Consider the following 22,666-nt stretch of genomic DNA (forward strand, 5'->3'; position numbering starts at 1 on the left):
GCGACACTCGACACCGAGGCGGTGTAGCTCAGTTGGTAGAGCAAACGACTCATAATCGTTGCGTCGCCGGTTCAAGTCCGGTCACCGCTACACAATATGCATGATCCACCCTGATTGCTCGTAATCAGATACACCCGAAAGAAGGCATCCCGTGGCCTCCTCGACCGACGTTCGGCCCAAGATCACCTTGGCCTGCGAGGTATGCAAGCACCGCAACTACATCACCAAGAAGAATCGGCGCAACGACCCCGATCGCCTGGAGCTCAAGAAGTTCTGCCCCAACTGCGGAACCCACCAGTCGCATCGCGAGTCGAAGTAGTAAGTCCTTAACAGGACGACGATTTTCGCGGAAGACCCTCTCTGGGCCTGCGTCTTCGGGTCCTAGCTAGAAGAGAGTCTCACCGCGTGACAGATTTGCAAGAGAACCAGGCAGCGGCCGAGGTCCCTACGGACCCGGCCGCTCATGCCGTCCAGATGGTCGGTCACCACTATCGTGTCGAAGACTTCTACGAGGTCGGACGCGAGAAGGTACGCGAGTTCGCTCGCGCCGTCCAGGACGCCCATCCCGCGCACTACGACGAGATGGCAGCCAAGGGCCTCGGATATGACGGCCTGATCGCTCCCATCACGTTCGTCGCCATCGTGGGTGCCATTGCTCAGCGACGTCTGTTCGAAGAGATCGTCACAGGCTACGACCTGAGTCAGATTCTTCAGACCGATCAGCGCTTGGTGCTGCACAAGCCCATGCAGGTCGGTGACCGACTCTTCTGCGACGTCTTCCTGGATTCGTTCAGGCAGGCCGCAGGTAGCGACATCATCGTGACCAAGAACATCATCACCGATCAGAACGACGAAGCCGTCGTCACCACGTGGACGACGCTTGTTGCTCGAACGGGTGGGGAAGTGGACGAGAACATCGCCCACGCAGTCAAGGACGTGATGATGCATGTCGCTTCGTAAATTTTCCGACGTGAGTGTCGGCGAACTTCTCCCCGAGAAGTCCGTCACCCTGACGCGTGGAAACCTCGCCAACTACGCGGGTGTTTCGGGAGATCCCAATCCGATTCACTTCAGTGACGAGGTCGCACGACTTGCCGGCTTGCCGGACGTCGTCGCGCACGGCATGCTCTCCATGGGCATCGGTGCCGGCTACGTCACCGAATGGCTGGGAGATCCGGGCGCAGTGACCGAGTACAACGTACGGTTCACGAGCCCGGTTATCGTGGCAGCCGACAAGGCTGCCGAGATCGAGTTCACCGCCAAGGTGAAGTCGATCGACGAAGAAAGCAAGACCGCAGTACTGGCAATTGTGGCCAAGTCCGAAGGTAAGAAGATCTTCGGTCGTGCCACTGCCACGGTCCGTCTAGCCTGATCGCAGGGCGGATTGTGTTTGTTCCGGGGCTTTGAAGTACACTGAGATTTCTGGGATTCCTCAGCGCTGCGCGCTGCCCTGAATGTTGCAAGACATTCACCTCGGGTAGCGCGTATGTTGTGTGATCGCAGAACGGTTGATTCAGGCAGGGTCTACCTGTCGAGGTCAACCAAAGGGGCGTAGCTCAACTGGCAGAGCAGCGGTCTCCAAAACCGCAGGTTGCAGGTTCAAGTCCTGTCGCCCCTGCCCCCGGATGCCAGCGACTGAGAGGAACGACGTGAGCGAGGAGCGCGCCAAGCGCGACGCCGACACTTCGGATGCGGAGACTTCACCGTCTGCCGATTCGACCGGTGTCGACGACACTGCAGCTGACGCGACTACGCGTTCCGATCTTTCGTTGGACAAGGACGGTGCCGAGAAGGCTCCCTCCGCATCCACTGGGGTTTCCAACAAGCCGACCGGCAAGCGCGCTGCACGCGGCGCCTCGGTCAGCGCGTCCACCGTGAAGACTCCGGCCCGGACGGCATCCCGGACATCTTCGGCCAAGCCGACTGCAACGAACCCCGGCAAGAAGCCCAAGGCGAAGAAGGACAACATCTTCAAGCGCCTGCGCAAATTCTTCCGCGAGGTCATCGCAGAACTCCGTAAGGTCATCTGGCCGAACCGCAAGCAGATGATCACCTACACCAGCGTCGTGCTGACGTTCGTGGTCTTCATGGTCGCTTTCATCAGCGGCGTCGATATCGCTGTGATCAAGGGTGTCACCTGGCTGTTCGGCTGATCGCCGTAGCAGTCGGGCGTCTTTGCCTGCGAGCGCGACAAGACCCGACCCGGGTCCGAGTAACGAGAGGAAGCGAGTGCCCCAGTGAGCACCCCCGAGAACGACACGAATGAGGCTTTGGCCGAAGAGCGTGTTTCTGCCGAGGCGGCAGCCGAAGTAGACGTCGTGGTTGCCGAAGGCACCGATGCAGACGTTGCCGAAGGCACTGATGCAGACGCTGCAGCGACCGAGGACGTCATCTCCGACGATGCCGAGAACTCCGACGAGGCCGCTCCCGCCGCCGAGCTCGAGGTCGAGGATCCCGTTGCCGAACTCAAGGCTGCGCTGCGCCGCGCCCCGGGTGACTGGTACGTCATCCACTCGTACGCCGGTTACGAGAACAAGGTCAAGACCAACCTCGAGACTCGCGTTCAGAACCTCGATGTCGGCGACTACATCTTCCAGGTGGAAGTTCCCACCGAAGAGGTCACCGAGATCAAGAACGGCCAGCGCAAGCAGGTCAACCGCAAGGTTCTGCCCGGATACATCCTCGTTCGCATGGAGCTCAACGACGAGTCGTGGGGCGCCGTGCGCAACACGCCTGGTGTCACCGGTTTTGTCGGTGCTACGTCGCGTCCCTCGCCGCTGACCCTCAACGAGGTCGTCAAGTTTCTGCTCCCGCAGCAGGAGCAGAAGAAGCAGCAGGCTGCAGCGGCCGCCGTCGCAGCAGGCGAGGCACCGTCCGAGTCCTTCGGCAAGCCCCTCATCGAGGTCGACTTCGAGGTCGGCGAGTCGGTCACCGTCATGGACGGCCCGTTCGCAACCCTTCCGGCCAGCATCAGCGAGGTCAACGGCGAGCAGCAGAAGCTCAAGGTTCTCGTGTCGATCTTCGGTCGTGAAACCCCGGTTGAGCTCAACTTCAACCAGGTCGCGAAGATCTGACCACCCCAAAACTTGCAATTTGTTCGACGCAAGACACACACCCAAGCTAGAAACTAGGAACTAGAGATGCCCCCAAAGAAGAAGAAGCTCGCCGGGCTCATCAAGCTGCAGATCCAGGCAGGTCAGGCTAACCCTGCACCTCCCGTGGGTCCCGCGCTCGGTCAGCACGGCGTGAACATCATGGAGTTCTGCAAGGCCTACAACGCGGCGACTGAGTCCCAGCGCGGCAACGTTGTGCCGGTCGAGATCTCGGTCTACGAAGACCGGACCTTCGATTTCAAGCTGAAGACCCCTCCCGCCGCCAAGCTGCTCCTCAAGGCAGCCGGCGTCGCCAAGGGCTCCGGCGAACCGCACAAGACCAAGGTTGCCTCGGTGACCATGGATCAGGTGCGCGAAATCGCGAAGACCAAGGCTGAAGACCTCAATGCCAATGACATCGAGCAGGCCGCGAAGATCATCGCCGGCACCGCTCGTTCCATGGGCATCACGGTCCAGGGCTGATAGTCCGCTCCACAGCATTACGTGGGAGGGCCGGCCAGGCCCCGACCACAACTGAACCATTCACCACTGCACAGGTAATTCGCTGCAGTGACAAGTAAGGACAGAACAAATGGCAAAGCGCAGCAAGGCGTACCTCGCCGCCGCTGAGAAGATCGACGCAGACAAGCTCTACAGCCCGCTTCAGGCTGCAAAGCTCGCCAAGGAGACGTCGTCCACCAAGATGGATGCAACCGTTGAGGTTGCAGTTCGTCTGGGCGTCGACCCCCGTAAGGCTGACCAGATGGTCCGCGGAACGGTCAACCTGCCCCACGGAACCGGTAAGACCGCTCGCGTCATCGTGTTCGCTGTTGGCGAGAAGGCAGCAGAAGCCGAGGCTGCAGGCGCTGACGTAGTCGGTGCAGAAGACCTGATCGAGCGCATCCAGGGTGGATGGGTCGATTTCGACGCCGCAATCGCGACTCCTGATCAGATGGCCAAGGTCGGCCGCATCGCCCGTGTCCTCGGACCCCGTGGCCTGATGCCGAACCCGAAGACGGGCACCGTCACGGCGGATGTCACCAAGGCTGTCAACGACATCAAGGGCGGAAAGATCAACTTCCGCGTCGACAAGCAGGCCAACCTGCACTTCGTCATCGGCAAGGCATCGTTCGACGATGAGAAGCTGGTGGAGAACTACGGCGCAGCCCTGGACGAGATCCTGCGTGCGAAGCCCTCGTCGGCCAAGGGTCGCTACGTGAAGAAGATCACGGTCTCGACCACCACCGGTCCGGGCATCCCGGTGGATCCGAACCGTACTCGCAACCTCCTCGAGGATGCTGCAGACGCGTAAGCAGTCCGCATACGAACAAGAAGGCCGGCAGGGATCACTCCCTGCCGGCCTTCTTGTCGTTTCGGGAGAGGGTGATCCCTGCCGGTGGTATCGGTCCATCGGTGGTATCGATCTAACGGTGGCATCATCGGGGTATGCACGAAGCGTTCCAGTTCCTCGGAAACTTTTGGTGGCTGATCTTCGTTTTCGGCGGCACCATCGGTGGGGCGCTGAAGGGTGTCGCGGTTGCCAACGAAAGGCGGATCGAGCGCCGGCAAGAGCGCTTCCGGCTCAAGCAGCAGACCAAGGTCGCCATCGCGCAGGCCAACGCACAACATCACGCCGACGAAGAAACACAGCGCCGAGAGCTGGCCAAGGCAATCGAGCAGCACGATGCGGTCGACGCCCGATGGTTCTCGTATGAGCTCGATCCGGTCACACTGCTCGACACCCCGATGATGACGGACATGCGCGAGCCTTTGACCGCCGATTTTCATCGAGCCAAATATCGTGCCGATCTGCTTCGCCCAGGCAATCCGGAGACGATGATCGGCAACCAGCAGGCACAAACCGAGTACCGCGAGGCGGTGCACGCTTACTCGATCGCCTTCGAAATCGCGGAAGCTGAGGCGAAGCGCCGCCGACGGAGCGGATTCACCCTCGACGAACAGGAGCGCCTGGTACGGGCGCAACGTCTGCTGCGACTGGCCATGGACGAGGGCGCGACGCCACAGGAACGTCAGAGTGCGTACCGGAAGGCCCACAAGGAACTCGATGGACTGCTGGTGTTGCCGGACCGAGCTCGGGCAGCAATCGAACACAAGATCGCCAGGGCTATCGGTGCTTGAAGGAATCGGGTGCGTGACGAACCCGATTTGGTTGTGCAGCGAGCAGTCAGGTAGTCTTCGAGGCGGAGTTCAGTGCTGGATATGAACTTCACCCCAAAATCATGTTCTACCCAAGACCGTTGGTGATTGCACTCAGTGATGGGTGTGGTTGAAAGTCCGGGAGTGCCCGGCGGCCCACGTAGGTGAACGAGGTAGGGGGATAGCTTGATGTAGTGGTTCTACAGTTTGCTTGGTTATGCACTGCCTCGCTTTGCATCGTTACGCTGATTCGTAAGCCTCTTCTTCATGTTTCCTCTGTACGCCCCGTGCGCTTGCGCCGGGGCGTTTTGCATGTCGCGGACTGTGTCTTCTCGGGTTCACCCCGATGAGGTGCAGCGGTTCCTGAGTGGGACAACGACTGTCACGAGAGGAGGCGAAGTATGGCAAAGCCTGAGAAGGTTTCCGCAGTTGCGGAAATCACCGAGCAGTTCAAGGGTTCGACCGCCGCTGTGGTCACGGAATACCGTGGCCTTTCGGTTGGCAACATCACGACACTGCGACGCGCTCTCGGAGAAGGTGCCACCTACTCCGTCGCCAAGAACACCCTGGTCAAGCGTGCCGCCGCAGAGGCTGGCATCGAGGGCCTTGATGACCTGTTCGTTGGTCCGACCGCCATTGCATTCATCAAGGGCGAACCGGTCGACGCTGCGAAGGCTCTGAAGAACTTCGCTAAGGACAACAAGGCGCTCATCATCAAGGGCGGCTACATGGACGGCGCTGCGCTGTCCGTGGAAGAGGTCAACAAGATCGCGGATCTCGAATCCCGCGAAATCCTGTTGGCAAAGCTTGCCGGCGCGATGAAGGGCAACTTGGCGAAGGCCGCAGGCCTGTTCAATGCTCCCGCTTCGCAGATGGCCCGTCTGGCCGCTGCCCTGCAGGAGAAGAAGGCTGCAGAAGGCGGAGCCGCAGAGGCCCCCGCAGAGGCTGCCACCGAGGCTCCGGCCGAGGCCGAAGCCGAAAGCTGATCCGCACCCGCGCATCACTGCTATAACCCCGCCCGGTCGCGGATCAGCGACATGGGACTTACAGGAAGGACCGCCACAATGGCGAAGCTCAGCACCGAAGAGTTGTTGGACCAGTTCAAGGAGCTCACCCTCCTCGAGCTCTCGGAGTTCGTTAAGGCATTCGAGGAGACCTTCGAGGTCACCGCTGCTGCTCCCGTCGCCGTCGCCGCTGCAGGCGCACCGGCTGCCGGCGCAGAAGCTGCTGAAGAGCAGGACGAGTTCGACGTCGTCCTCGAGTCGGCTGGCGACAAGAAGATCCAGGTCATCAAGGTCGTCCGTGAGGTCGTTTCCGGCCTCGGCCTGAAGGAAGCCAAGGATCTCGTCGAGAGCGCTCCGAAGGCCATCCTCGAGAAGGTTGCCAAGGACGCCGCAGAGGCTGCCAAGGAAAAGCTCGAAGCTGCCGGCGCAAAGATCGTCATCAAGTAAGACGGTTTTCCCGCTGCTCTTCGCGAGTAGTAACGAAGAGGGCCACTCCCCACGGGGAGTGGCCCTCTTTTTTTGAACTTTTTTCGCGGGTGATATGCCGGAATTCATGCAGGTGGGAGGGGTGTCCGAACTAGGCTGTGATCTGAATTATGCTTCTTCCCTACTCGTTAGTAGTATTCGCAGTCACGGGTACCACTCCCATGCGATAGAGTGACCCAACCCACACGGGTGCATGCATGCAACGGACGTCGCGGAGGTAATGGTGGGAGTCGAGGTAGCGGTACAAGGACTGACAAAGTCTTTCGGGTCGCAGAGGATTTGGCAGGACGTGTCGTTGACACTTCCCGCGGGTGAGGTCAGCGCACTGCTCGGGCCTTCGGGTACCGGTAAGTCGGTGTTCCTGAAGTCCCTGATCGGACTGCTCCGCCCTGAACAAGGCTCCATCGTCATCGACGGCACGGACATCCTGCAGTGCTCCTCCAAGGAGCTCTACGAGATCCGCAAGCTGTTCGGCGTTCTCTTCCAGGACGGCGCACTGTTCGGCTCGATGAACTTGTACGACAACATCGCCTTCCCGCTTCGTGAGCACACCAAGAAGTCGGAATCCGATATCCGCAAGATCGTGATGGAGAAGTTGGACCTCACGGGTCTGGTCGGCGCCGAGGACAAGCTTCCCGGTGAGATCTCCGGCGGTATGCGCAAGCGTGCCGGTCTGGCGCGTGCACTCGTTCTCGATCCCGAGATCATCCTCGTCGACGAGCCCGACTCCGGTCTGGATCCGGTGCGTACGACGTACATCAGCCAAACGCTGATCGACATCAACGCCCAGTCGGACGCGACGATTCTGATCGTCTCGCACAACATCAACCTCGCACGCACGGTGCCGGACAACATCGGCATGCTCTTCCGTCGTCAGTTGGTGATGTTCGGTCCTCGCGAGGTGCTGCTCACCTCGGACGAGCCCGTCGTCAAGCAGTTCCTCAACGGAACGATGATCGGTCCGATCGGTATGTCGGAGGAGAAGGACGAGGCTCAGATGGCGCACGAGCAGGCGCTCGTCGATGCCGGTCACCACGCCGGTGGTGTCGACGACGTCGAGGGCATCGTGCCGCAGATGAAGGCCACCCCCGGAAACCCGGAGCGTCAGGCTGTTCGTCGTCGCCAGGAGCGCGTCCGTCAGATCATGCACACCCTCCCAGCTAACGCACAGGCGGCGATTCAGGACAGCCTCGACGAGGTTGACGGAACTGGGCAGTACGATCCCCAGTACGCCGAAGCGAGCGGCTATCAGGGGGAGTGGAACGACAACTCGCAAGACACGCAGGTCATTCCTGCATACGAGGGCGATCCCTACGGAAACACGACACACGGGCAAGGGTAGGCATATCGGATGGGGGTTACCCGCAACTCGGTTCTGAGTCCGGTCAACGGAGCATTAACTCAGGCCGGAAACATCGTCGAACTGTTTGTCGACGTCGTCAGGAATACGTTCCGGCGTCCATTTCAGTTCCGTGAGTTCATCGAGCAGGCCTGGTTCATCGCCAGCGTGACAATTTTGCCGACGGCATTGGTAGCCATCCCTTTCGGCGCCGTCGTCTCACTGCAGACCGGTTCGCTGATCAAGCAGTTGGGTGCAGAATCGTTCACTGGCGCTGCCAGCGTCCTGGCGGTGATCCAGCAGGGTAGCCCCCTGGTGACAGCGTTGCTGGTCGCCGGTGCGGCCGGATCGGCCGTGACGGCCGATCTCGGTTCTCGAACCATCCGTGAAGAGATCGACGCGATGGAAGTCCTCGGAATCAATCCGATTCAGCGCCTGGTGGTTCCGCGTGTCCTCGCGATGGTGCTGATCGCTGTTCTGCTCAACGGACTGGTGTCCGTCGTCGGTATCGCGGGTGGTTACTTCTTCAACGTGATCCTGCAGGGCGGTAACCCCGGTGCCTACATCTCGTCGTTCTCAGCTTTTGCGCAGCTACCGGACATTTGGAGCGGTGAGATCAAAGCCGCGGTGTTCGGTGTCATCGCTGGTGTGATCTCCGCGTACAAGGGACTCCACCCGTCCGGTGGCCCGAAGGGCGTCGGTGAGGCGGTGAACCAGGCTGTCGTCATCACGTTCCTGCTGTTGTTCTTCGCCAATCTGATTCTGACGATGGTGTACCTCCAGATCGTGCCGGCGAAGGGATCTTGACCTAAATGACCATCGCACGAGGCCGCGGCGATCAGTTCCTGCTGAAGAGTCGCAAAGTAGCCAGAATTCCAGTGAACGCGTTGGACCGCGCGGGCGAGCAGATGTCGTTCTACGCGCGCGCCATCGCGTGGACCCCGCGCACCCTGCATCGGTACCGGAAGGAGACGCTTCGACTACTCGCCGAAGTGACCTTCGGTAGCGGTGCGCTCGCAGTGATCGGCGGAACCATCGGCGTCATCGCGATGATGTCCGGATTCACGGGTGTCGTCGTCGGCCTCCAGGGCTTCGCCGCTCTGGAGCAGTTGGGTAGCTCGGTCCTGACCGGCTTCCTCTCCGCATACGTCAACACCCGTGAGATCGCTCCGATCGTTGCGGCTCTTGCGCTCTCGGCCACGGTTGGTTGTGGCTTCACCGCCCAACTCGGTGCCATGCGAATCTCCGAAGAGATCGACGCGCTCGAGGTCATGGCAGTTCCGTCGGTGCCGTTCCTGGTCACGACGCGCATGATCGCCGGCTTCGTCGCCGTCATTCCGCTGTACATCGTGGGTCTACTCGCGGCGTACCTCGCCTCGAGAGTGATCAGCACGGTCTTCAACGGGCAGTCGACGGGTTCCTACGACCACTACTTCAACCTGTTCCTGCCACCGCAGGACGTGCTGTATTCGTTTGCGAAAGTCCTGGTATTCGCCTTCGTGCTGATCCTGATCCACTGCTACTACGGGTTCCATGCCTCAGGTGGTCCCGCAGGTGTCGGTGTGGCCGTCGGCCGCGCTGTTCGCGCCGCAATCGTGACGATCGCCGTTCTCGACTTCTTCCTCAGCCTCGCAATCTGGGGCACCACGACGACAGTGAGGGTGGCCGGATGATCGAGGCTCCGTCAGTCCTGCGCCGCCGTGTCCTCGGACTCGTGTTCTTCGTGGTGTTGGCATTGTTCCTGGCCTTCACCATCGGAACCTTCAACAAGACGTTCAAGGACGTCGTGAAGATCGACCTCGTGACCGACACAGTCGGAAATGCGTTGCCACCCAACGCGGACGTCAAGGTCCGTGGGCTGCTGGTCGGCGAGGTGCGATCCGCGTCGACGAAAGACGGCCAGGTCACCTCGGTCCTCGCGATCGAGCCGGACAAGGCTGATCTCATTCCGTCCAACGTCACGGCGCGTCTGCTCCCGAAGACGCTTTTCGGTGAGCGCTACGTCTCCCTGATCATTCCGGAGGGAACCACCGCGACCCCGATTTCCGCGGGAACGGTGATCCACCAGGACAAGAGCGGCAATGCTGTCGAGGTCGGCGACGTTCTGGACGGACTGCTCCCACTTCTGCAGGCGATTCCGCCGCAGGATCTGGCGAACACTCTCGGTTCTCTCGCGCAGGGTCTGACGGGACGCGGCGCCGAGCTCGGTCTGACGGTCGATCGTCTCGAGGAGATCTTCCGCGGCGTCAATACCGAACTGCCCGCGGTGCAAGAGGATCTGCGCAAGTTCGCGGACTTCTCCCAGACGTACTCGGACGCTGCGCCCGATCTGATCAACGCTCTCGACAATCTGCGGACCACGGGTAACACGGTGGTGCAGAAGCAGGACCAGTTGCGGACACTGCTGGCGTCGCTCACCGTGACATCGTCGGACACCGCAGCCTTCCTCGAAGCGAACTCGTCCTCGATCATCACGCTCGCTGCGGATTCGAAGGAAGCTCTCCAGCTTCTGGCCCAGTACTCTCCGACCTTCGGGTGCACGTTCAAGGGCTTCTCGGACACCGCTCCGGAAGCTGCCAAGATCCTGTCCACCGACGCGCCCAATCCTGGTGTGCGTGCGAGTATTCAGATCGTGAACCCCAAGGGTCGCTACCTGCCCAACCAGGACGAGCCACGGCTCGTCGACAACCGCGGCCCGGTTTGCTACGACAACGTCACCGAGCCCGGTCGTCCGTTCCCGCAGTACCCCGGCGGTTCGTACGGTGACGGTTCCTACCAGGTTCCTTCCCGCAATCCAGGTCCCGCCACCATGGAATTCCTGCCTGCACCCGAGGGCTCCGGACCTCAGTTGTTCTCGACCAACAACAGCGGTCCGGCTCAGCAGGCCGGCTACGCGGGCTCGAAACTCGAAGAGGATACGTTGAAGGTGATCTACGGACAGGCCAACGGTGTTGCGCCGGACGATGTTCCGGCGTGGACCACGATGGTCAGCGCTCCGGCATTCGCAGGTGCGGAGGTGAGCGTCCAATGAGAGGACTCGCAGCTCCGCTGACAAAGCTCATCATCTTCGTTGTGGTGACGGTCCTGGCGACAGGACTGCTGGCAGCCAGTATCGCCAATCTCGGCGGCGGTGGCGGCACCAAGTTCAACGCCGTCTTCTCCGACGTCACTTCGTTGAACGAGGGCGACGAGGTTCGCATTGCCGGTGTTCGTGTCGGCCAGGTCGAGAAGATTGCCATCGTCAACGACAACCAGGCCGAGGTCCAGTTCTCGGTATCCGACCGTGATTGGTTGCCGGCCAGTTCCATCGCCACCATCCGGTTCCGCAACCTGGTGGGGCAGCGGTACATCTCGCTCTCGCAGGGTGAAGGCAGCCAAGGCAAGAAGATCACCGGCGGCGATACCCTGCCGCTGTCTCAGACGCGCCCGGCAGTCAACCTCACGACACTCTTCAACGGCTTCAAGCCGCTGTTCACCACCCTGAGCGCGGACGACGTCAACAAGCTGTCGTACCAGATCATCCAGGTCTTCCAAGGCGAATCGGGCACCATCAGTGAGCTCGTGCGCAACACCGCGAGCCTGACCAACACCGTCGCGGACAAGGACGCGGTCATCGGCGCGGTGATCAAGAACCTCAACGACGTTCTCGACACCGTCAACGCGAACGACAAGAACCTCGATTCACTGATCGTCAACACCCAGCAACTCGTCACCGGGTTGGCCAACGAGCGTGGAGTGGTCGGTTCGGCCGTCACCTCACTCGCCGGCCTGACCGACGCGACGGCAGACCTGCTCGAGCCGACGCGGCCGTCGATTCAGGGCTCGATCACGGCACTCAACACGCTGGCGACCACACTCAATCGTCGGAGTGACGACGTCAACGCGGTGCTCGAGACCTTGCCGGTCAAGCTCGAGAAGCTCGCACGCGTAGCGAGCTACGGTTCCTGGTTCCAGTTCTATCTGTGCGGAATCGACATCGTTGCCGGTCCAGGACAGTCTGCCTCGCTGAATCTGCCCACCGGCCTGCCGACGGTCAATCAGCCGATTTACACCAACGCGGCCACGCGATGCACTCAAGACGGTATGAGGGAGTTGCAAGGTCGATGAGTAAACGTCGCAGTCCGGCAATGGCCGGAGCCATCGGTATCTTCGTGGTGCTGCTGGCCACTTTGTCCGCGTTCTTCCTCGATTCGCTTCCGTTCGTGGGAGCAGGCTCGTCCTACTCCGCCGAATTCTCCGAAGCCGCGGGTCTCAAGCCTGGTAACGAGGTTCGTATCGCCGGCGTGAAGGTCGGCAAGGTCACTTCCGTCGATCTCGACGGTGACCGTGTTCTCGTCGACTTCAAGGTCAGTGACGCGTGGGTGGGAGATCAAACCTCTGCGTCCATTCAGATCAAGACCATTCTGGGACAGAAGTACCTCGCCCTAGATCCGCGCGGAACCGACAACCTCGATCCCAAGGATCGGATTCCGCTCGAGCGCACCACCTCTCCGTACGACGTCGTTCAGGCCTTCTCGGCCGCGGCGGACACCGTCGGCGACATCGACACCGACCAGTTGGCGAAGAGCATGGAGACGTTGTCCCAGGCATTCTCCGAGACACCTGGCGATGTCCGCGCTTCGCTCGACGGTGTCAGTCGGCTGTCGCAGACGATCGCGAGCCGCGATCAGGACTTGCAGAAGCTCTTCGCCGCCACCGGGAAGACGTCGCAGATTCTTGCTGACCGCAACAAGGAATTCACCCAGCTGATCCGTGACGGCGGACTTTTGGTGCAGGAACTCAACAATCGCCAGCAAGCGATTTCGCAGCTGCTCACCGGAACTCAGCGCGTCTCTCAGCAGCTCACCGGTCTCGTTCGTGACAACGAGGCGGCAATCGGGCCGGCGCTGACGCAGCTCAACGGCGTCATCGACATCTTGAAGGCCAACAACGAGAACTTGGACAAGGCACTGAAGCTCTACGAACCCTTCATTCGCTTGTACGCCAACGTGGTCGGCAACGGCCGTTGGTTCGACCAGGTCGTCGTGAACCTCCTTCCGCCGGGTCTGCCGGACATTCCGGGCTACCGTGACCCCGTTCGTACGTTGGGAGGCAACTGATGGCTGATACTGCCGAAGCCGGAAGCGGCTCCAAGAAGCGCTCGGTCGCGATCATCGCCGCTGTTCTGATCGGGTTACTCGTAATCGGTGGCGCGCTGTGGTGGGTGTTCACTCGCGCCGGTACCACCAAGATCACCGCCTACTTCGACAAGTCGGTGGGTATCTACGACGGCTCCGACGTTCGTGTTCTCGGTGTCAAGGTCGGCACCGTCGAATCCGTCGAACCCCAGGGAGATCAGGTCAAGGTCGAGCTGCGTGTCGATCGTGGGATCGACATTCCCGCGGGTGCCAGTGCCGCTCAGATCACGCCGTCGGTGGTTGCCGACCGCTACATCCAGCTGACACCGGTCTTCACCGGCGGCGACAAGATGGCCAGCGGTGCAGTCATTCCGATCGAGAAGACGGCGACGCCCGTCGAGGTCGACCAGTTGTACTCCAGCATCGACGAACTCGCGTCGGCTCTCGGTCCTGAAGGTGCCAACAAGAACGGAGCACTGTCCGATTTCGTCGAGACAGGTGCGGCCAACCTCGAGGGCAACGGTGAAGCGTTGGGAGACAGCATCACCAACCTCTCGGATGCCGCACGGACGCTCAACGATTCGCGTGACAACATCTCGCTCACCATCAAGAACCTGGATACTTTTGTGGGCGCTCTCGCGGCCAACGATCAGCAGGTGCGCCAGTTCAACACGCAGTTGTCGGACCTGACCGGATTCCTGGCAGGTGAGCGCGACGATCTCGGTGCCGCTCTGAACCAGCTCTCGATTGCGCTCGGCGACGTCGCGAAGTTCGTGGCCGACAACCGCGATCAACTGGTCCAGACAACCGAAGGTCTCGTCGAACCGACACAGACATTGGCGAACAACAAGGAAGCACTGGCCAACACGCTCACCATGCTTCCGCTGGCGATCTCCAACTTGGTCAACTCGTACGACGCCGAATCAGGTGTGCTGGCTTCACGTCTGGCGTTCCCTGATCTTCAGAACCCGGCCGGCGTGCTCTGCAAGTTGATGGACCTCGGCAAGCTGTTGCCCGGTGATCCGCGGTTCGAGGCATTGGGAAGGCAGATGCAACCGGCTATCGACCAGTGCGCAAACGTCGCTGCGATGACCGACGCAGCCAATCAGGCTGCAGGCCTGAACCTTCCCTTCGGCATCCTTGCCGGTTCCGAACGACAGATGCAGGTAGTTCCGGGCACTGTGCCCGGCGTCGTGTCACCGCGACTGACCAGTGGAAACGGGGAGGGCGAGTGAAGCGTTCATTGATAGTCGGCGCCGGATTGTGCGCCGTCCTGATCTCGGCAACCGCCTGCTCGTCCGAGGGGATCTACGCTGTCCCGCTTCCCGGCGGTCCTGATGTGGGTTCCGATCCGATGCACTTGACCATTCAGTTCGACGACGTGCTCGACTTGGTTCCGCAGTCCGCTGTGAAGGTCGACGGCGTTCCCGTCGGTCGAGTCGACGACGTGTCGGTCGGACCGGACGGATGGACCGCGGACGTCGGAATCATCCTCGACTCGTCGGTTGATCTGCCCGCCAACGCAATTGCCGCGGTCGAGCAGACCAACCTGCTCGGCGAGAAGTTCATCCAGCTGTCGGCCCCGCCGTCCGGACCGGACTCTGCGAAGCTGGCCGACGGTGACCTCATTCCGCTGGATCGCACTCGCCACGCCACGGAGATCGAGCAGGTTCTCGGCGCATTGTCGCTGCTGCTGAACGGCGGCGGTGTGGGCCAGTTGCAGCCCATCGTCGAAGAACTCGGTGCCGCGTTCGACGGTCGCGAAGGCAAGACGAGAAGTCTTCTGGAGCAGGCGAACACACTCATCGGTGGACTCAACGAGCAGCGTGACGACATCACACGCGCCCTCGACGGCCTGGATGTGCTCTCGACTCGCGTCAACGATCAGAACGAGAAGATCGGGAAGATTCTCGAGGAACTCCCCGTTGCGACACAGGTTCTCAACGAGCAGCGTCCGCAGCTGACGCAGATGCTCGCTCAGGTGGATCGACTCGGAACAGTGGGAACCGACGTCCTCACACAGTCCAAGGACGATCTGATCGCTGATCTTCAGGCTCTGCGTCCGACGCTGCAGGCGCTCGCAGACTCCGGTGACGACTTCGTGGGGGCACTTCCGTTCCTTCCGACGTTCCCGTTCCCGGACGGTGTCGAGAAGATTGCACAGGGTGGTTCCGTCAACCTCTTCCTGAGTGTCGACCTGCAGATCGGCAATACACTCTCGGGTCTCGGTGTCGGGCAGGGAGAACCGGAATACCGCCAGCCCAAGTTCGGCAATCCCAAGCCGGTGGTCGACCCCTCCAACCCGTACTACAACGGCAACGGGCCGCGACCGGGGTGGCCGACAGTGTCACTGCTGCCGATCGCTCCGATCCTGCCGCAGGTTCCCGTTGTCGCCGGCCTTCCCGCCACAACAGCGGGTGACCCGGCAACGCCGGCGCCCGCGGCGAACCCACTCAACCCCATCCAGGGAATGCTGGAACAGTTCGGAATCGGCGGTGATGGACAGTGAGATCAGCTCTGGTCAGATGGCAGCTCGTCGGCTTTGTCGTGGTTGCGCTCCTGGGTCTCATCTACGTCGGCGCCAAGTACGTGCGCCTGGACAACCTCATGGGGTTCGGTCAGTACACGGTCAAGACCGAATTGGCCACGTCCGGTGGAATTTTCACCAACGCCGAGGTGACGTATCGCGGCGTGCCGGTCGGGCGAGTGGGCGACATGTCGTTGACCGAGGACGGAATTCAGGTCGACCTGAAGATCGACAACAGTGCTCCGGAGATTCCCGCGTCGGCCCGTGCCGTCGTGGCCAACCGCTCCGCCATCGGTGAGCAGTACGTCGACCTTCAGCCCGATACCGACCAGGGACCGTTTCTCGAGGACGGCTCGGTGATCGCGGTGGGGGACACCACAACTCCGATCCCGATCGAGGATGTGCTGACCAGTGCCAACGGCTTGGTCAAGTCCGTGCCCGTCGACGCGCTCCACACCGTCGCCGTCGAACTCGGTGCAGCGTTCAACGGCAAGGGCGAGGACATTCAGGTCCTGGCCGATTCGCTGTCCGGCCTCTCGCAGTCCGGGCTCGACACTCTGCCTCAGACGCTCGCGCTGATTCGGAACAGTGAGACGGTATTGACGACGCAGTCGGATCAGTCCTCCGCGATCAAGCAGTTCAGTACCGATCTCGATGCTGTCACGGCGCAGTTGCGGACCAGTGATCCGGACATCCGTCGCTTGATCGACAACGGCATCCCGGCCAGCGATCAGATCGGTGCTCTCATCAACGAGGCGGGCCCGAGCCTGACGACTGACCTGACCAATCTTGCCGCGACCACCAAGACGCTTGCGCCGCGAACGATCGCGCTGCAGCCGTTCCTGATCTTCCTTCCCGGCCTGGCCGCTGCCGCACCGACGGTTGCTCCCGGCGACGGAACGGTCCATCAGGGCTTGGTGCTGGAGACCAACAATCCGCTCTCGTGCACGGTGGGTTACGAAGGCACCATGGCGATCCTGGACGAGATGAAGCGTCAGAATCCCAATTTCGACGACACCCAGCAGGACTTCCCGCTCAACACCGCCGCGTCGTGTGAGACGCCGCTGGGCAGCGAGACGGGCGTCCGCAGTGCCAACCGCGTGGTGTACGCCGATCCCGACACGATCCAGCCTTGGGACTTCAAGCCGAAGGTCGATCCGGACAAGTTGAACCTCAACCCGATCGCGACGCAGTTGGCGCCGTTGCTCGGAGTGACACCGAAGTAGACCGATCCGAATGTGGTCGAGTTTGTGCAGTTCAGGCTACTGAGTTGTGGCAGTTGACGATTCGCGGCCAGAGGCTGGGCAAAACAGGTAAGTAGGGTAGTGAGTGTGATTCAGAGAAACAGTTCCCCGCAGTCCGGCGGGCCCGAGCAAGTCGAATCGGGAGCGCCGACAACCGGTAGACCGAAGGGGCTGACAGCGTCTCTGATTGCGGTCGGTGTCCTGCTTCTGGCGGCCGTGGTTGTGCTCGGTGTGTTCGGCGTCCCGTACGTTCGGGCGCTCACCACCGACCGCACCACCGCCGAGATGCGTGACGACGCGCTTATCGGTGCGCAGCAAGTCGCGATCAACCTCAACAACGCGGATTCGGCCAATCTCGACCAGTCGATCGAGAACATGCGTTCTTCGGTGACCGGTGACGAGATGACGACGTATCTGCAGACCGTTCAGGATTCCATCACCGACGAGTTGCGTAACTCGGGCTCGAAGGCTGACACCGAAGTCGTTCAGTCCGCGCTGACCGAGCTCAATACCGATGACCGGACCGCCACGGCACTGGTCGTCGTTCGAGTCACCACGACCCAGGGCAACCAGTTCGTCAAGAATCAGCTCGGCATGCGGCTGGGCATGGTCGAGGTCGACGGGGTCTGGAAGGCTCAGTCGGCTGATCCGATCGGCTCTCGGCTCGATCTCGGCTCCGGCACCCTGCCGGCCACCGACGGCTCCACGCCTGCTCCTGACGCAACGCCCGCACCCGGTTCGGGGACCGAGGCACCTGCCTCCGGTGCTCCCGCACCGACAACCGAGGGTGGTGATTCCGGTGGCCAGTAGTTCGTCGAACCTGCACACCGACATCCCTCGAAGGAGAAGCGCGTAATGCCACCCAAACGTCGTACCGGCGGACCGTCCTCCCCGCAGAACCGTCGGCCGAAGATCGCGGGAAGCGCTCGCTCGCTCAACGTCCCCGCGGGGACGTCCGATTCGGATCCGGTCGAGCCCACGATCGAACAGCCGGAAGAAGAAACACAGGAGGCTGTGAAGCCGGAGGTTGCGAAGCCGACGCTCACGAAGGCCGAGTCCGGAGAAATCGAGCCGCCGAAGACGGAAACCGACGCTCCGGAATCCACACCAGGCCCCGATCTGACCAAACCGGCGAAAACCGTCGCAGACGAGCCCAAGGCCCCTGCTACCCCGGAGACGGGCGCGGGGGAGTCGGCGACAACACCTACACAATCCAAGGCCGGTTGGCGCCTGGTCGCGATCCTGGGGGCCGCAGCGGTCATCGTCGCGATCCTCGCCGGCATCGCCATCTTCAAAGTCGGCGCGAAGACGGACGACATCGCCTGGGTGGACGAAGGCGCCACGGCTGAGGTTCTTCGTGTGACGCCGTCGGCGTTGGCTGCAGTCTTCACGTTCTCTCCCGACACGTTCGACGCCGATTTCGACAAGGGTGTCCAGGGCTTGAACCAGTCGATGCGCGATCAGCTGACGCAGTACAAGGACACGCAGAAGGCCGGCGTCGAACAAACCCAGACGGCAACGACCGCTGATGTCCCGCTGATCGGGATCACACGGCTCGAGAAGGACCGAGCACAGTTGCTCGCCCAACTGAACGTCAGCTCGACGCAGAACGGCGTGGCGGCAGACTCTCGCTCCGGAATGGTCATCGTGAGTCTGGAGAAGCAGGACGGAAACTGGCTGATCTCGGAGATTCGCGACCAGTAGCACCTGCGCACCAGCGCGAAGATCTGGATCGACGCACGATGTCGGTCCAGATTTTTCGTATGTGACGCCGTTGCTGGCTACACTCCCGGTGGCAGTGTTCGAATGCGCGTCACGAATGTTCGAATGCTGCGACACGCGCTCTCGCCCTTGACGGAGCGGTCCGCAAGGTCCACTCTGATCGGTGAACATGCACGGACGAGTGATCGGCAGTCTCACGTCAGTATCTGAATTCGACCCTCAGTTACACCCGACTCGACATTTCCAGAGTAAGGGTGTACTTTTGGACGTTGCGCTGGCTGCCTCCTGTCCACCCCTCGTCTCAACCGCTGCGAAGTCAAGTACTTCTTGCTTTCTGCGACGGGTTTCGTTCGGGTTGTAACCAGCGAAATTCGAAGCAGATACAGCGGCGGTCGCAACAGCACGGAGCGGCCCGCGTGAGGTGCTGGAAGGACGCATCTTGGCAGTCTCTAGCCAGACCAAGGCAGTTTCCGGAATCCCCGGAGCCCCGAAGAGGGTTTCGTTCGCGAAAGTTCGCGAACCCCTCGAAGTTCCCGGGCTTCTTGACGTACAGACAGATTCGTTCGAGTGGCTGATCGGCGCGCAGAGTTGGCGTGAACGAGCAGCGGCACTCGGCGACAATGCAGTGTCCGGTGGTCTCGAGGACATCCTCGCGGAGCTTTCTCCGATCGAGGATTTCAACGGCACTATGTCGCTGTCCTTCTCCGACCCTCGATTCGACGAGGTCAAGGCCTCGACGGACGAGTGCAAAGACAAGGACATGACCTACGCGGCGCCGTTGTTCGTCACCGCGGAGTTCATCAACAACAACACTGGTGAGATCAAGAGCCAGACGGTCTTCATGGGAGATTTCCCGATGATGACCGACAAGGGCACCTTCATCATCAACGGCACCGAGCGTGTGGTCGTCTCGCAGCTCGTGCGTTCCCCCGGTGTGTACTTCGACATGAGCGTCGACAAGAGCACCGAGAAGGATCTGCACAGCGTCAAGGTGATCCCGGGTCGCGGCGCATGGCTCGAGTTCGACGTCGACAAGCGCGACACCGTTGGTGTCCGTATCGACCGCAAGCGTCGTCAGCCTGTCACCGTCCTGCTCAAGGCACTCGGCTGGACCACCGAGCAGATCACGGAGCGCTTCGGCTTCTCCGAGATCCTCATGGCCACGCTGGAGAAGGACAACACCGCCGGCACCGATGAGGCGTTGCTCGACATCTACCGCAAGCTGCGTCCGGGCGAGCCCCCCACCAAGGAGAGCGCGCAGACCCTGCTGGAGAACCTGTTCTTCAAGGACAAGCGCTACGACCTCGCTCGCGTGGGTCGTTACAAGATCAACAAGAAGCTCGGCCTGAACGCGGGTCAGCCGATCGTTGCATCCACGCTCACCGAAGAAGACATCGTCGCCACCGTCGAGTACCTCGTGCGTCTGCACGCAGGTGACACCTCGATGACGGCTCCGGGCGGCGTCGAGGTTCCCGTCGAGGTCGACGACATCGACCACTTCGGCAACCGTCGTCTGCGTACCGTCGGCGAGCTCATCCAGAACCAGATCCGCGTGGGCCTGTCCCGCATGGAGCGTGTGGTTCGTGAGCGCATGACCACACAGGACGTCGAGGCAATCACGCCTCAGACGCTGATCAACATCCGTCCCGTCGTCGCTGCGATCAGGGAGTTCTTCGGAACCTCCCAGCTGTCGCAGTTCATGGACCAGAACAACCCGCTGTCGGGGCTGACGCACAAGCGTCGTCTGTCCGCCCTCGGCCCGGGTGGTCTGTCCCGTGAGCGCGCCGGCCTCGAGGTTCGCGACGTTCACCCGTCGCACTACGGCCGCATGTGCCCGATCGAGACCCCGGAAGGCCCGAACATCGGCCTGATCGGTTCGCTGTCGGTCTACGCCCGCGTCAACCCGTTCGGTTTCATCGAGACCCCGTACCGTCGCGTCGTCGACGGACAGGTGACCGACGAGGTCGACTACCTGACCGCTGACGAAGAAGACCGCCACGTAGTCGCGCAGGCCAACTCGGCCATCGACCGCGAGGGTCGCTTCACCGACTCGAAGATTCTCGTCCGCCGTAAGGGTGGCGAGGTCGAGTTCGTCGCGTCCTCCGACATCGACTACATGGACGTTTCGCCGCGTCAGATGGTGTCCGTCGCAACCGCGATGATTCCGTTCCTCGAGCACGACGATGCAAACCGTGCCCTGATGGGCGCGAACATGCAGCGTCAGGCTGTCCCGCTGGTTCGCAGCGAGGCACCTCTCGTCGGTACCGGCATGGAGCTGCGTGCAGCTGTGGATGCCGGCGACGTCATCATCACCGAGAAGACCGGTGTCGTGGAGGAGATCTCCGCGGACTACGTCACGGTGATGGCTGACGACGGAAGCCGCAAGACGTACCGGATGCGCAAGTTCGCGCGTTCCAACCAGGGCACGTGCGCCAACCAGCGTCCGATCGTGGACGAGGGACAGCGTGTCGAGGCCGGCCAGGTCCTGGCCGACGGCCCTTGCACCGAGAACGGTGAGATGGCGCTGGGCAAGAACTTGCTCGTCGCGATCATGCCGTGGGAAGGCCACAACTACGAGGACGCGATCATTCTGTCGCAGCGTCTCGTGGAAGAGGACGTCCTGACCTCGATTCACATCGAGGAGCACGAGATCGATGCCCGCGACACCAAGCTCGGTGCCGAGGAAATCACTCGCGACATCCCGAACGTCTCCGACGAGGTCCTCGCCGACCTCGACGAGCGCGGCATCATCCGTATCGGTGCCGAGGTTCGTGACGGCGACGTGCTGGTCGGAAAGGTCACGCCGAAGGGCGAGACCGAGCTGACCCCCGAAGAGCGCCTCCTTCGCGCCATCTTCGGTGAGAAGGCTCGCGAGGTTCGTGACACGTCCCTCAAGGTTCCTCACGGTGAGACCGGCAAGGTCATCGGAATCCGCGTGTTCTCGCGTGACGAAGACGACGATCTGCCTCCCGGTGTCAACGAGCTGGTCCGCGTCTACGTGGCACAGAAGCGCAAGATCCAGGACGGTGACAAGCTCGCCGGCCGCCACGGTAACAAGGGCGTCATCGGCAAGATCCTGCCGCAGGAAGACATGCCGTTCCTCTCGGACGGCACGCCTGTCGACATCATCTTGAACACGCACGGCGTCCCGCGTCGTATGAACATCGGTCAGGTCTTGGAGACCCACCTCGGGTGGATCGGCAAGACCGGCTGGAACGTTCAGATCGCGTCCGACGGCTCTCGTCCCGACTGGGCTGCGACCCTGCCGGAAGAGATGCTGTCCGCTCCGGCCGACTCGAACATCGCCACCCCGGTGTTCGACGGTGCGAAGGAAGACGAGCTCACCGGTCTCCTCGGCGCGACGCTGCCGAACCGTGACGGCGAGCAGATGGTCGGACCCGACGGAAAGGCCACCTTGTTCGACGGCCGCTCCGGCGAGCCGTTCCCGTACCCGGTCTCGGTCGGTTACATGTACATCATCAAGCTGCACCACTTGGTCGACGACAAGATCCACGCTCGTTCGACCGGTCCGTACTCGATGATCACGCAGCAGCCTCTCGGTGGTAAGGCCCAGTTCGGTGGCCAGCGCTTCGGTGAGATGGAGTGCTGGGCGATGCAGGCCTACGGCGCGGCTTACACGCTGCAGGAACTGCTGACCATCAAGTCTGACGACGTGGTCGGTCGAGTCAAGGTGTACGAAGCCATCGTCAAGGGCGAGAACATCCCCGAACCCGGCATCCCCGAGTCGTTCAAGGTGCTCCTCAAGGAGCTCCAGTCGCTCTGCCTCAACGTGGAGGTGCTGTCCTCGGACGGCGCGGCCATCACGATGGCGGACGGCGACGACGAGGACTTGGAGCGGGCCGCAGCGAACCTGGGCATCAACCTGTCCAGGAACGAAGCTGCGACGGTCGACGACCTCGCGAACTAGGTTTCGGTCCCCGGGTTGCTCTTGAAAGAGCGGCCCGGGGGCGTAGTTCA

General features: G+C 61.7%; 22 protein-coding genes and 2 tRNA genes. All 24 read left to right on the forward strand.

Annotated features, from left to right (window positions below):
• The first annotated feature begins 17 nt into the window (after positions 1–17).
• A tRNA-Met gene (locus tag PCS43_RS21810) sits at positions 18–90 on the forward strand.
• 61 nt (positions 91–151) lie between these two features.
• Positions 152–319, forward strand: a complete 168-nt coding sequence (gene rpmG / locus PCS43_RS21815; protein ID WP_003941903.1) for a 50S ribosomal protein L33 — start codon at positions 152–154, stop codon at positions 317–319.
• 86 nt (positions 320–405) lie between these two features.
• Positions 406–960, forward strand: coding sequence for a (3R)-hydroxyacyl-ACP dehydratase subunit HadA (gene hadA / locus PCS43_RS21820; RefSeq protein ID WP_209908024.1), 555 nt, complete (start codon positions 406–408; stop codon positions 958–960).
• The gene (hadB, locus tag PCS43_RS21825) at positions 947–1,372 is read left to right on the forward strand and encodes a (3R)-hydroxyacyl-ACP dehydratase subunit HadB (RefSeq protein ID WP_003941909.1); all 426 of its coding nucleotides are present in this window, start codon (positions 947–949) and stop codon (positions 1,370–1,372) included. Before hadA ends, hadB begins: the two co-directional genes overlap by 14 nt.
• Before the next feature lie 173 nt (positions 1,373–1,545).
• Positions 1,546–1,618: transfer RNA gene (locus tag PCS43_RS21830), tRNA-Trp, on the forward strand.
• 31 nt (positions 1,619–1,649) lie between these two features.
• On the forward strand, positions 1,650–2,153 hold the full coding sequence (secE, locus tag PCS43_RS21835) for a preprotein translocase subunit SecE (RefSeq protein ID WP_007728455.1): 504 nt from the start codon (positions 1,650–1,652) through the stop codon (positions 2,151–2,153).
• 84 nt (positions 2,154–2,237) lie between these two features.
• Complete coding sequence (gene nusG / locus PCS43_RS21840) at positions 2,238–3,074, forward strand: transcription termination/antitermination protein NusG (protein ID WP_003942049.1); 837 nt, start codon at positions 2,238–2,240, stop codon at positions 3,072–3,074.
• Between the two features lie 66 nt (positions 3,075–3,140).
• Positions 3,141–3,575 (forward strand): 50S ribosomal protein L11, encoded by a 435-nt coding sequence (gene rplK / locus PCS43_RS21845; protein ID WP_003941896.1) that lies wholly within the window; start codon positions 3,141–3,143, stop codon positions 3,573–3,575.
• 109 nt (positions 3,576–3,684) lie between these two features.
• Positions 3,685–4,404 carry a 50S ribosomal protein L1 gene (rplA, locus tag PCS43_RS21850; protein ID WP_003941982.1) on the forward strand — a complete coding sequence of 240 codons (720 nt, stop codon included), beginning with the start codon at positions 3,685–3,687 and terminating at the stop codon, positions 4,402–4,404.
• 134 nt (positions 4,405–4,538) lie between these two features.
• Positions 4,539–5,231, forward strand: a complete 693-nt coding sequence (locus PCS43_RS21855) for a hypothetical protein (protein ID WP_042453090.1) — start codon at positions 4,539–4,541, stop codon at positions 5,229–5,231.
• A 419-nt stretch (positions 5,232–5,650) separates the two neighbouring features.
• A complete protein-coding gene (gene rplJ, locus PCS43_RS21860; protein WP_003942074.1) occupies positions 5,651–6,235 on the forward strand; it encodes a 50S ribosomal protein L10 in 585 nt (194 codons plus the stop codon).
• Positions 6,236–6,313: 78 nt separating this feature from the next.
• Positions 6,314–6,700, forward strand: coding sequence for a 50S ribosomal protein L7/L12 (gene rplL / locus PCS43_RS21865; protein ID WP_003941857.1), 387 nt, complete (start codon positions 6,314–6,316; stop codon positions 6,698–6,700).
• A 259-nt stretch (positions 6,701–6,959) separates the two neighbouring features.
• A complete protein-coding gene (locus PCS43_RS21870; RefSeq protein ID WP_007728450.1) occupies positions 6,960–8,081 on the forward strand; it encodes an ABC transporter ATP-binding protein in 1,122 nt (373 codons plus the stop codon).
• Positions 8,082–8,090: 9 nt separating this feature from the next.
• The gene (locus tag PCS43_RS21875) at positions 8,091–8,885 is read left to right on the forward strand and encodes an MlaE family ABC transporter permease (RefSeq protein ID WP_003942038.1); all 795 of its coding nucleotides are present in this window, start codon (positions 8,091–8,093) and stop codon (positions 8,883–8,885) included.
• Positions 8,886–8,890: 5 nt separating this feature from the next.
• A complete protein-coding gene (locus PCS43_RS21880; protein ID WP_003941894.1) occupies positions 8,891–9,751 on the forward strand; it encodes an MlaE family ABC transporter permease in 861 nt (286 codons plus the stop codon).
• Positions 9,748–11,109 (forward strand): MCE family protein, encoded by a 1,362-nt coding sequence (locus PCS43_RS21885; RefSeq protein WP_003942007.1) that lies wholly within the window; start codon positions 9,748–9,750, stop codon positions 11,107–11,109. The genes PCS43_RS21880 and PCS43_RS21885 overlap by 4 nt, the downstream gene beginning before the upstream one ends.
• On the forward strand, positions 11,106–12,185 hold the full coding sequence (locus PCS43_RS21890) for an MCE family protein (RefSeq protein WP_003941932.1): 1,080 nt from the start codon (positions 11,106–11,108) through the stop codon (positions 12,183–12,185). Before PCS43_RS21885 ends, PCS43_RS21890 begins: the two co-directional genes overlap by 4 nt.
• On the forward strand, positions 12,182–13,177 hold the full coding sequence (locus PCS43_RS21895; RefSeq protein ID WP_003942053.1) for an MCE family protein: 996 nt from the start codon (positions 12,182–12,184) through the stop codon (positions 13,175–13,177). The genes PCS43_RS21890 and PCS43_RS21895 overlap by 4 nt, the downstream gene beginning before the upstream one ends.
• Positions 13,177–14,430, forward strand: coding sequence for an MCE family protein (locus tag PCS43_RS21900; RefSeq protein WP_003941941.1), 1,254 nt, complete (start codon positions 13,177–13,179; stop codon positions 14,428–14,430). The genes PCS43_RS21895 and PCS43_RS21900 overlap by 1 nt, the downstream gene beginning before the upstream one ends.
• Positions 14,427–15,704 carry an MCE family protein gene (locus tag PCS43_RS21905; RefSeq protein WP_003941859.1) on the forward strand — a complete coding sequence of 426 codons (1,278 nt, stop codon included), beginning with the start codon at positions 14,427–14,429 and terminating at the stop codon, positions 15,702–15,704. Before PCS43_RS21900 ends, PCS43_RS21905 begins: the two co-directional genes overlap by 4 nt.
• Positions 15,701–16,948: an MCE family protein gene (locus tag PCS43_RS21910; protein WP_003942085.1), complete on the forward strand. Its 1,248-nt coding sequence runs from the start codon at positions 15,701–15,703 to the stop codon at positions 16,946–16,948. Before PCS43_RS21905 ends, PCS43_RS21910 begins: the two co-directional genes overlap by 4 nt.
• A 99-nt stretch (positions 16,949–17,047) precedes the next feature.
• Positions 17,048–17,776 (forward strand): hypothetical protein, encoded by a 729-nt coding sequence (locus tag PCS43_RS21915; protein ID WP_204856321.1) that lies wholly within the window; start codon positions 17,048–17,050, stop codon positions 17,774–17,776.
• A 45-nt stretch (positions 17,777–17,821) separates the two neighbouring features.
• On the forward strand, positions 17,822–18,670 hold the full coding sequence (locus tag PCS43_RS21920) for a hypothetical protein (RefSeq protein ID WP_204856322.1): 849 nt from the start codon (positions 17,822–17,824) through the stop codon (positions 18,668–18,670).
• Between the two features lie 439 nt (positions 18,671–19,109).
• Positions 19,110–22,616, forward strand: coding sequence for a DNA-directed RNA polymerase subunit beta (gene rpoB / locus PCS43_RS21925; protein WP_003942068.1), 3,507 nt, complete (start codon positions 19,110–19,112; stop codon positions 22,614–22,616).
• Positions 22,617–22,666: the final 50 nt, after the last annotated feature.

Origin of the sequence: Rhodococcus sp. C-2, from assembly GCF_027854095.1 — a bacterium.
In the GTDB taxonomy this organism is placed as follows: Bacteria; Actinomycetota; Actinomycetes; order Mycobacteriales; family Mycobacteriaceae; genus Rhodococcus_F; species Rhodococcus_F qingshengii.

Excerpts from the sequence above, each read along its gene's own strand:
- rplK (WP_003941896.1), top strand. The coding sequence starts at position 3,141 with ATGCCCCCAAAGAAGAAGAAGCTCGCCGGGCTCATCAAGCTGCAGATC.
- rplJ (WP_003942074.1), top strand. The coding sequence starts at position 5,651 with ATGGCAAAGCCTGAGAAGGTTTCCGCAGTTGCGGAAATCACCGAGCAG.
- PCS43_RS21880 (WP_003941894.1), top strand. The coding sequence starts at position 8,891 with ATGACCATCGCACGAGGCCGCGGCGATCAGTTCCTGCTGAAGAGTCGC.
- PCS43_RS21855 (WP_042453090.1), top strand. The coding sequence starts at position 4,539 with ATGCACGAAGCGTTCCAGTTCCTCGGAAACTTTTGGTGGCTGATCTTC.
- PCS43_RS21870 (WP_007728450.1), top strand. The coding sequence starts at position 6,960 with ATGGTGGGAGTCGAGGTAGCGGTACAAGGACTGACAAAGTCTTTCGGG.
- PCS43_RS21920 (WP_204856322.1), top strand. The coding sequence starts at position 17,822 with ATGCCACCCAAACGTCGTACCGGCGGACCGTCCTCCCCGCAGAACCGT.
- hadB (WP_003941909.1), top strand. The coding sequence starts at position 947 with ATGTCGCTTCGTAAATTTTCCGACGTGAGTGTCGGCGAACTTCTCCCC.
- PCS43_RS21890 (WP_003941932.1), top strand. The coding sequence starts at position 11,106 with ATGAGAGGACTCGCAGCTCCGCTGACAAAGCTCATCATCTTCGTTGTG.
- rplA (WP_003941982.1), top strand. The coding sequence starts at position 3,685 with ATGGCAAAGCGCAGCAAGGCGTACCTCGCCGCCGCTGAGAAGATCGAC.
- PCS43_RS21875 (WP_003942038.1), top strand. The coding sequence starts at position 8,091 with ATGGGGGTTACCCGCAACTCGGTTCTGAGTCCGGTCAACGGAGCATTA.
- PCS43_RS21895 (WP_003942053.1), top strand. The coding sequence starts at position 12,182 with ATGAGTAAACGTCGCAGTCCGGCAATGGCCGGAGCCATCGGTATCTTC.
- PCS43_RS21885 (WP_003942007.1), top strand. The coding sequence starts at position 9,748 with ATGATCGAGGCTCCGTCAGTCCTGCGCCGCCGTGTCCTCGGACTCGTG.
- rplL (WP_003941857.1), top strand. The coding sequence starts at position 6,314 with ATGGCGAAGCTCAGCACCGAAGAGTTGTTGGACCAGTTCAAGGAGCTC.
- PCS43_RS21900 (WP_003941941.1), top strand. The coding sequence starts at position 13,177 with ATGGCTGATACTGCCGAAGCCGGAAGCGGCTCCAAGAAGCGCTCGGTC.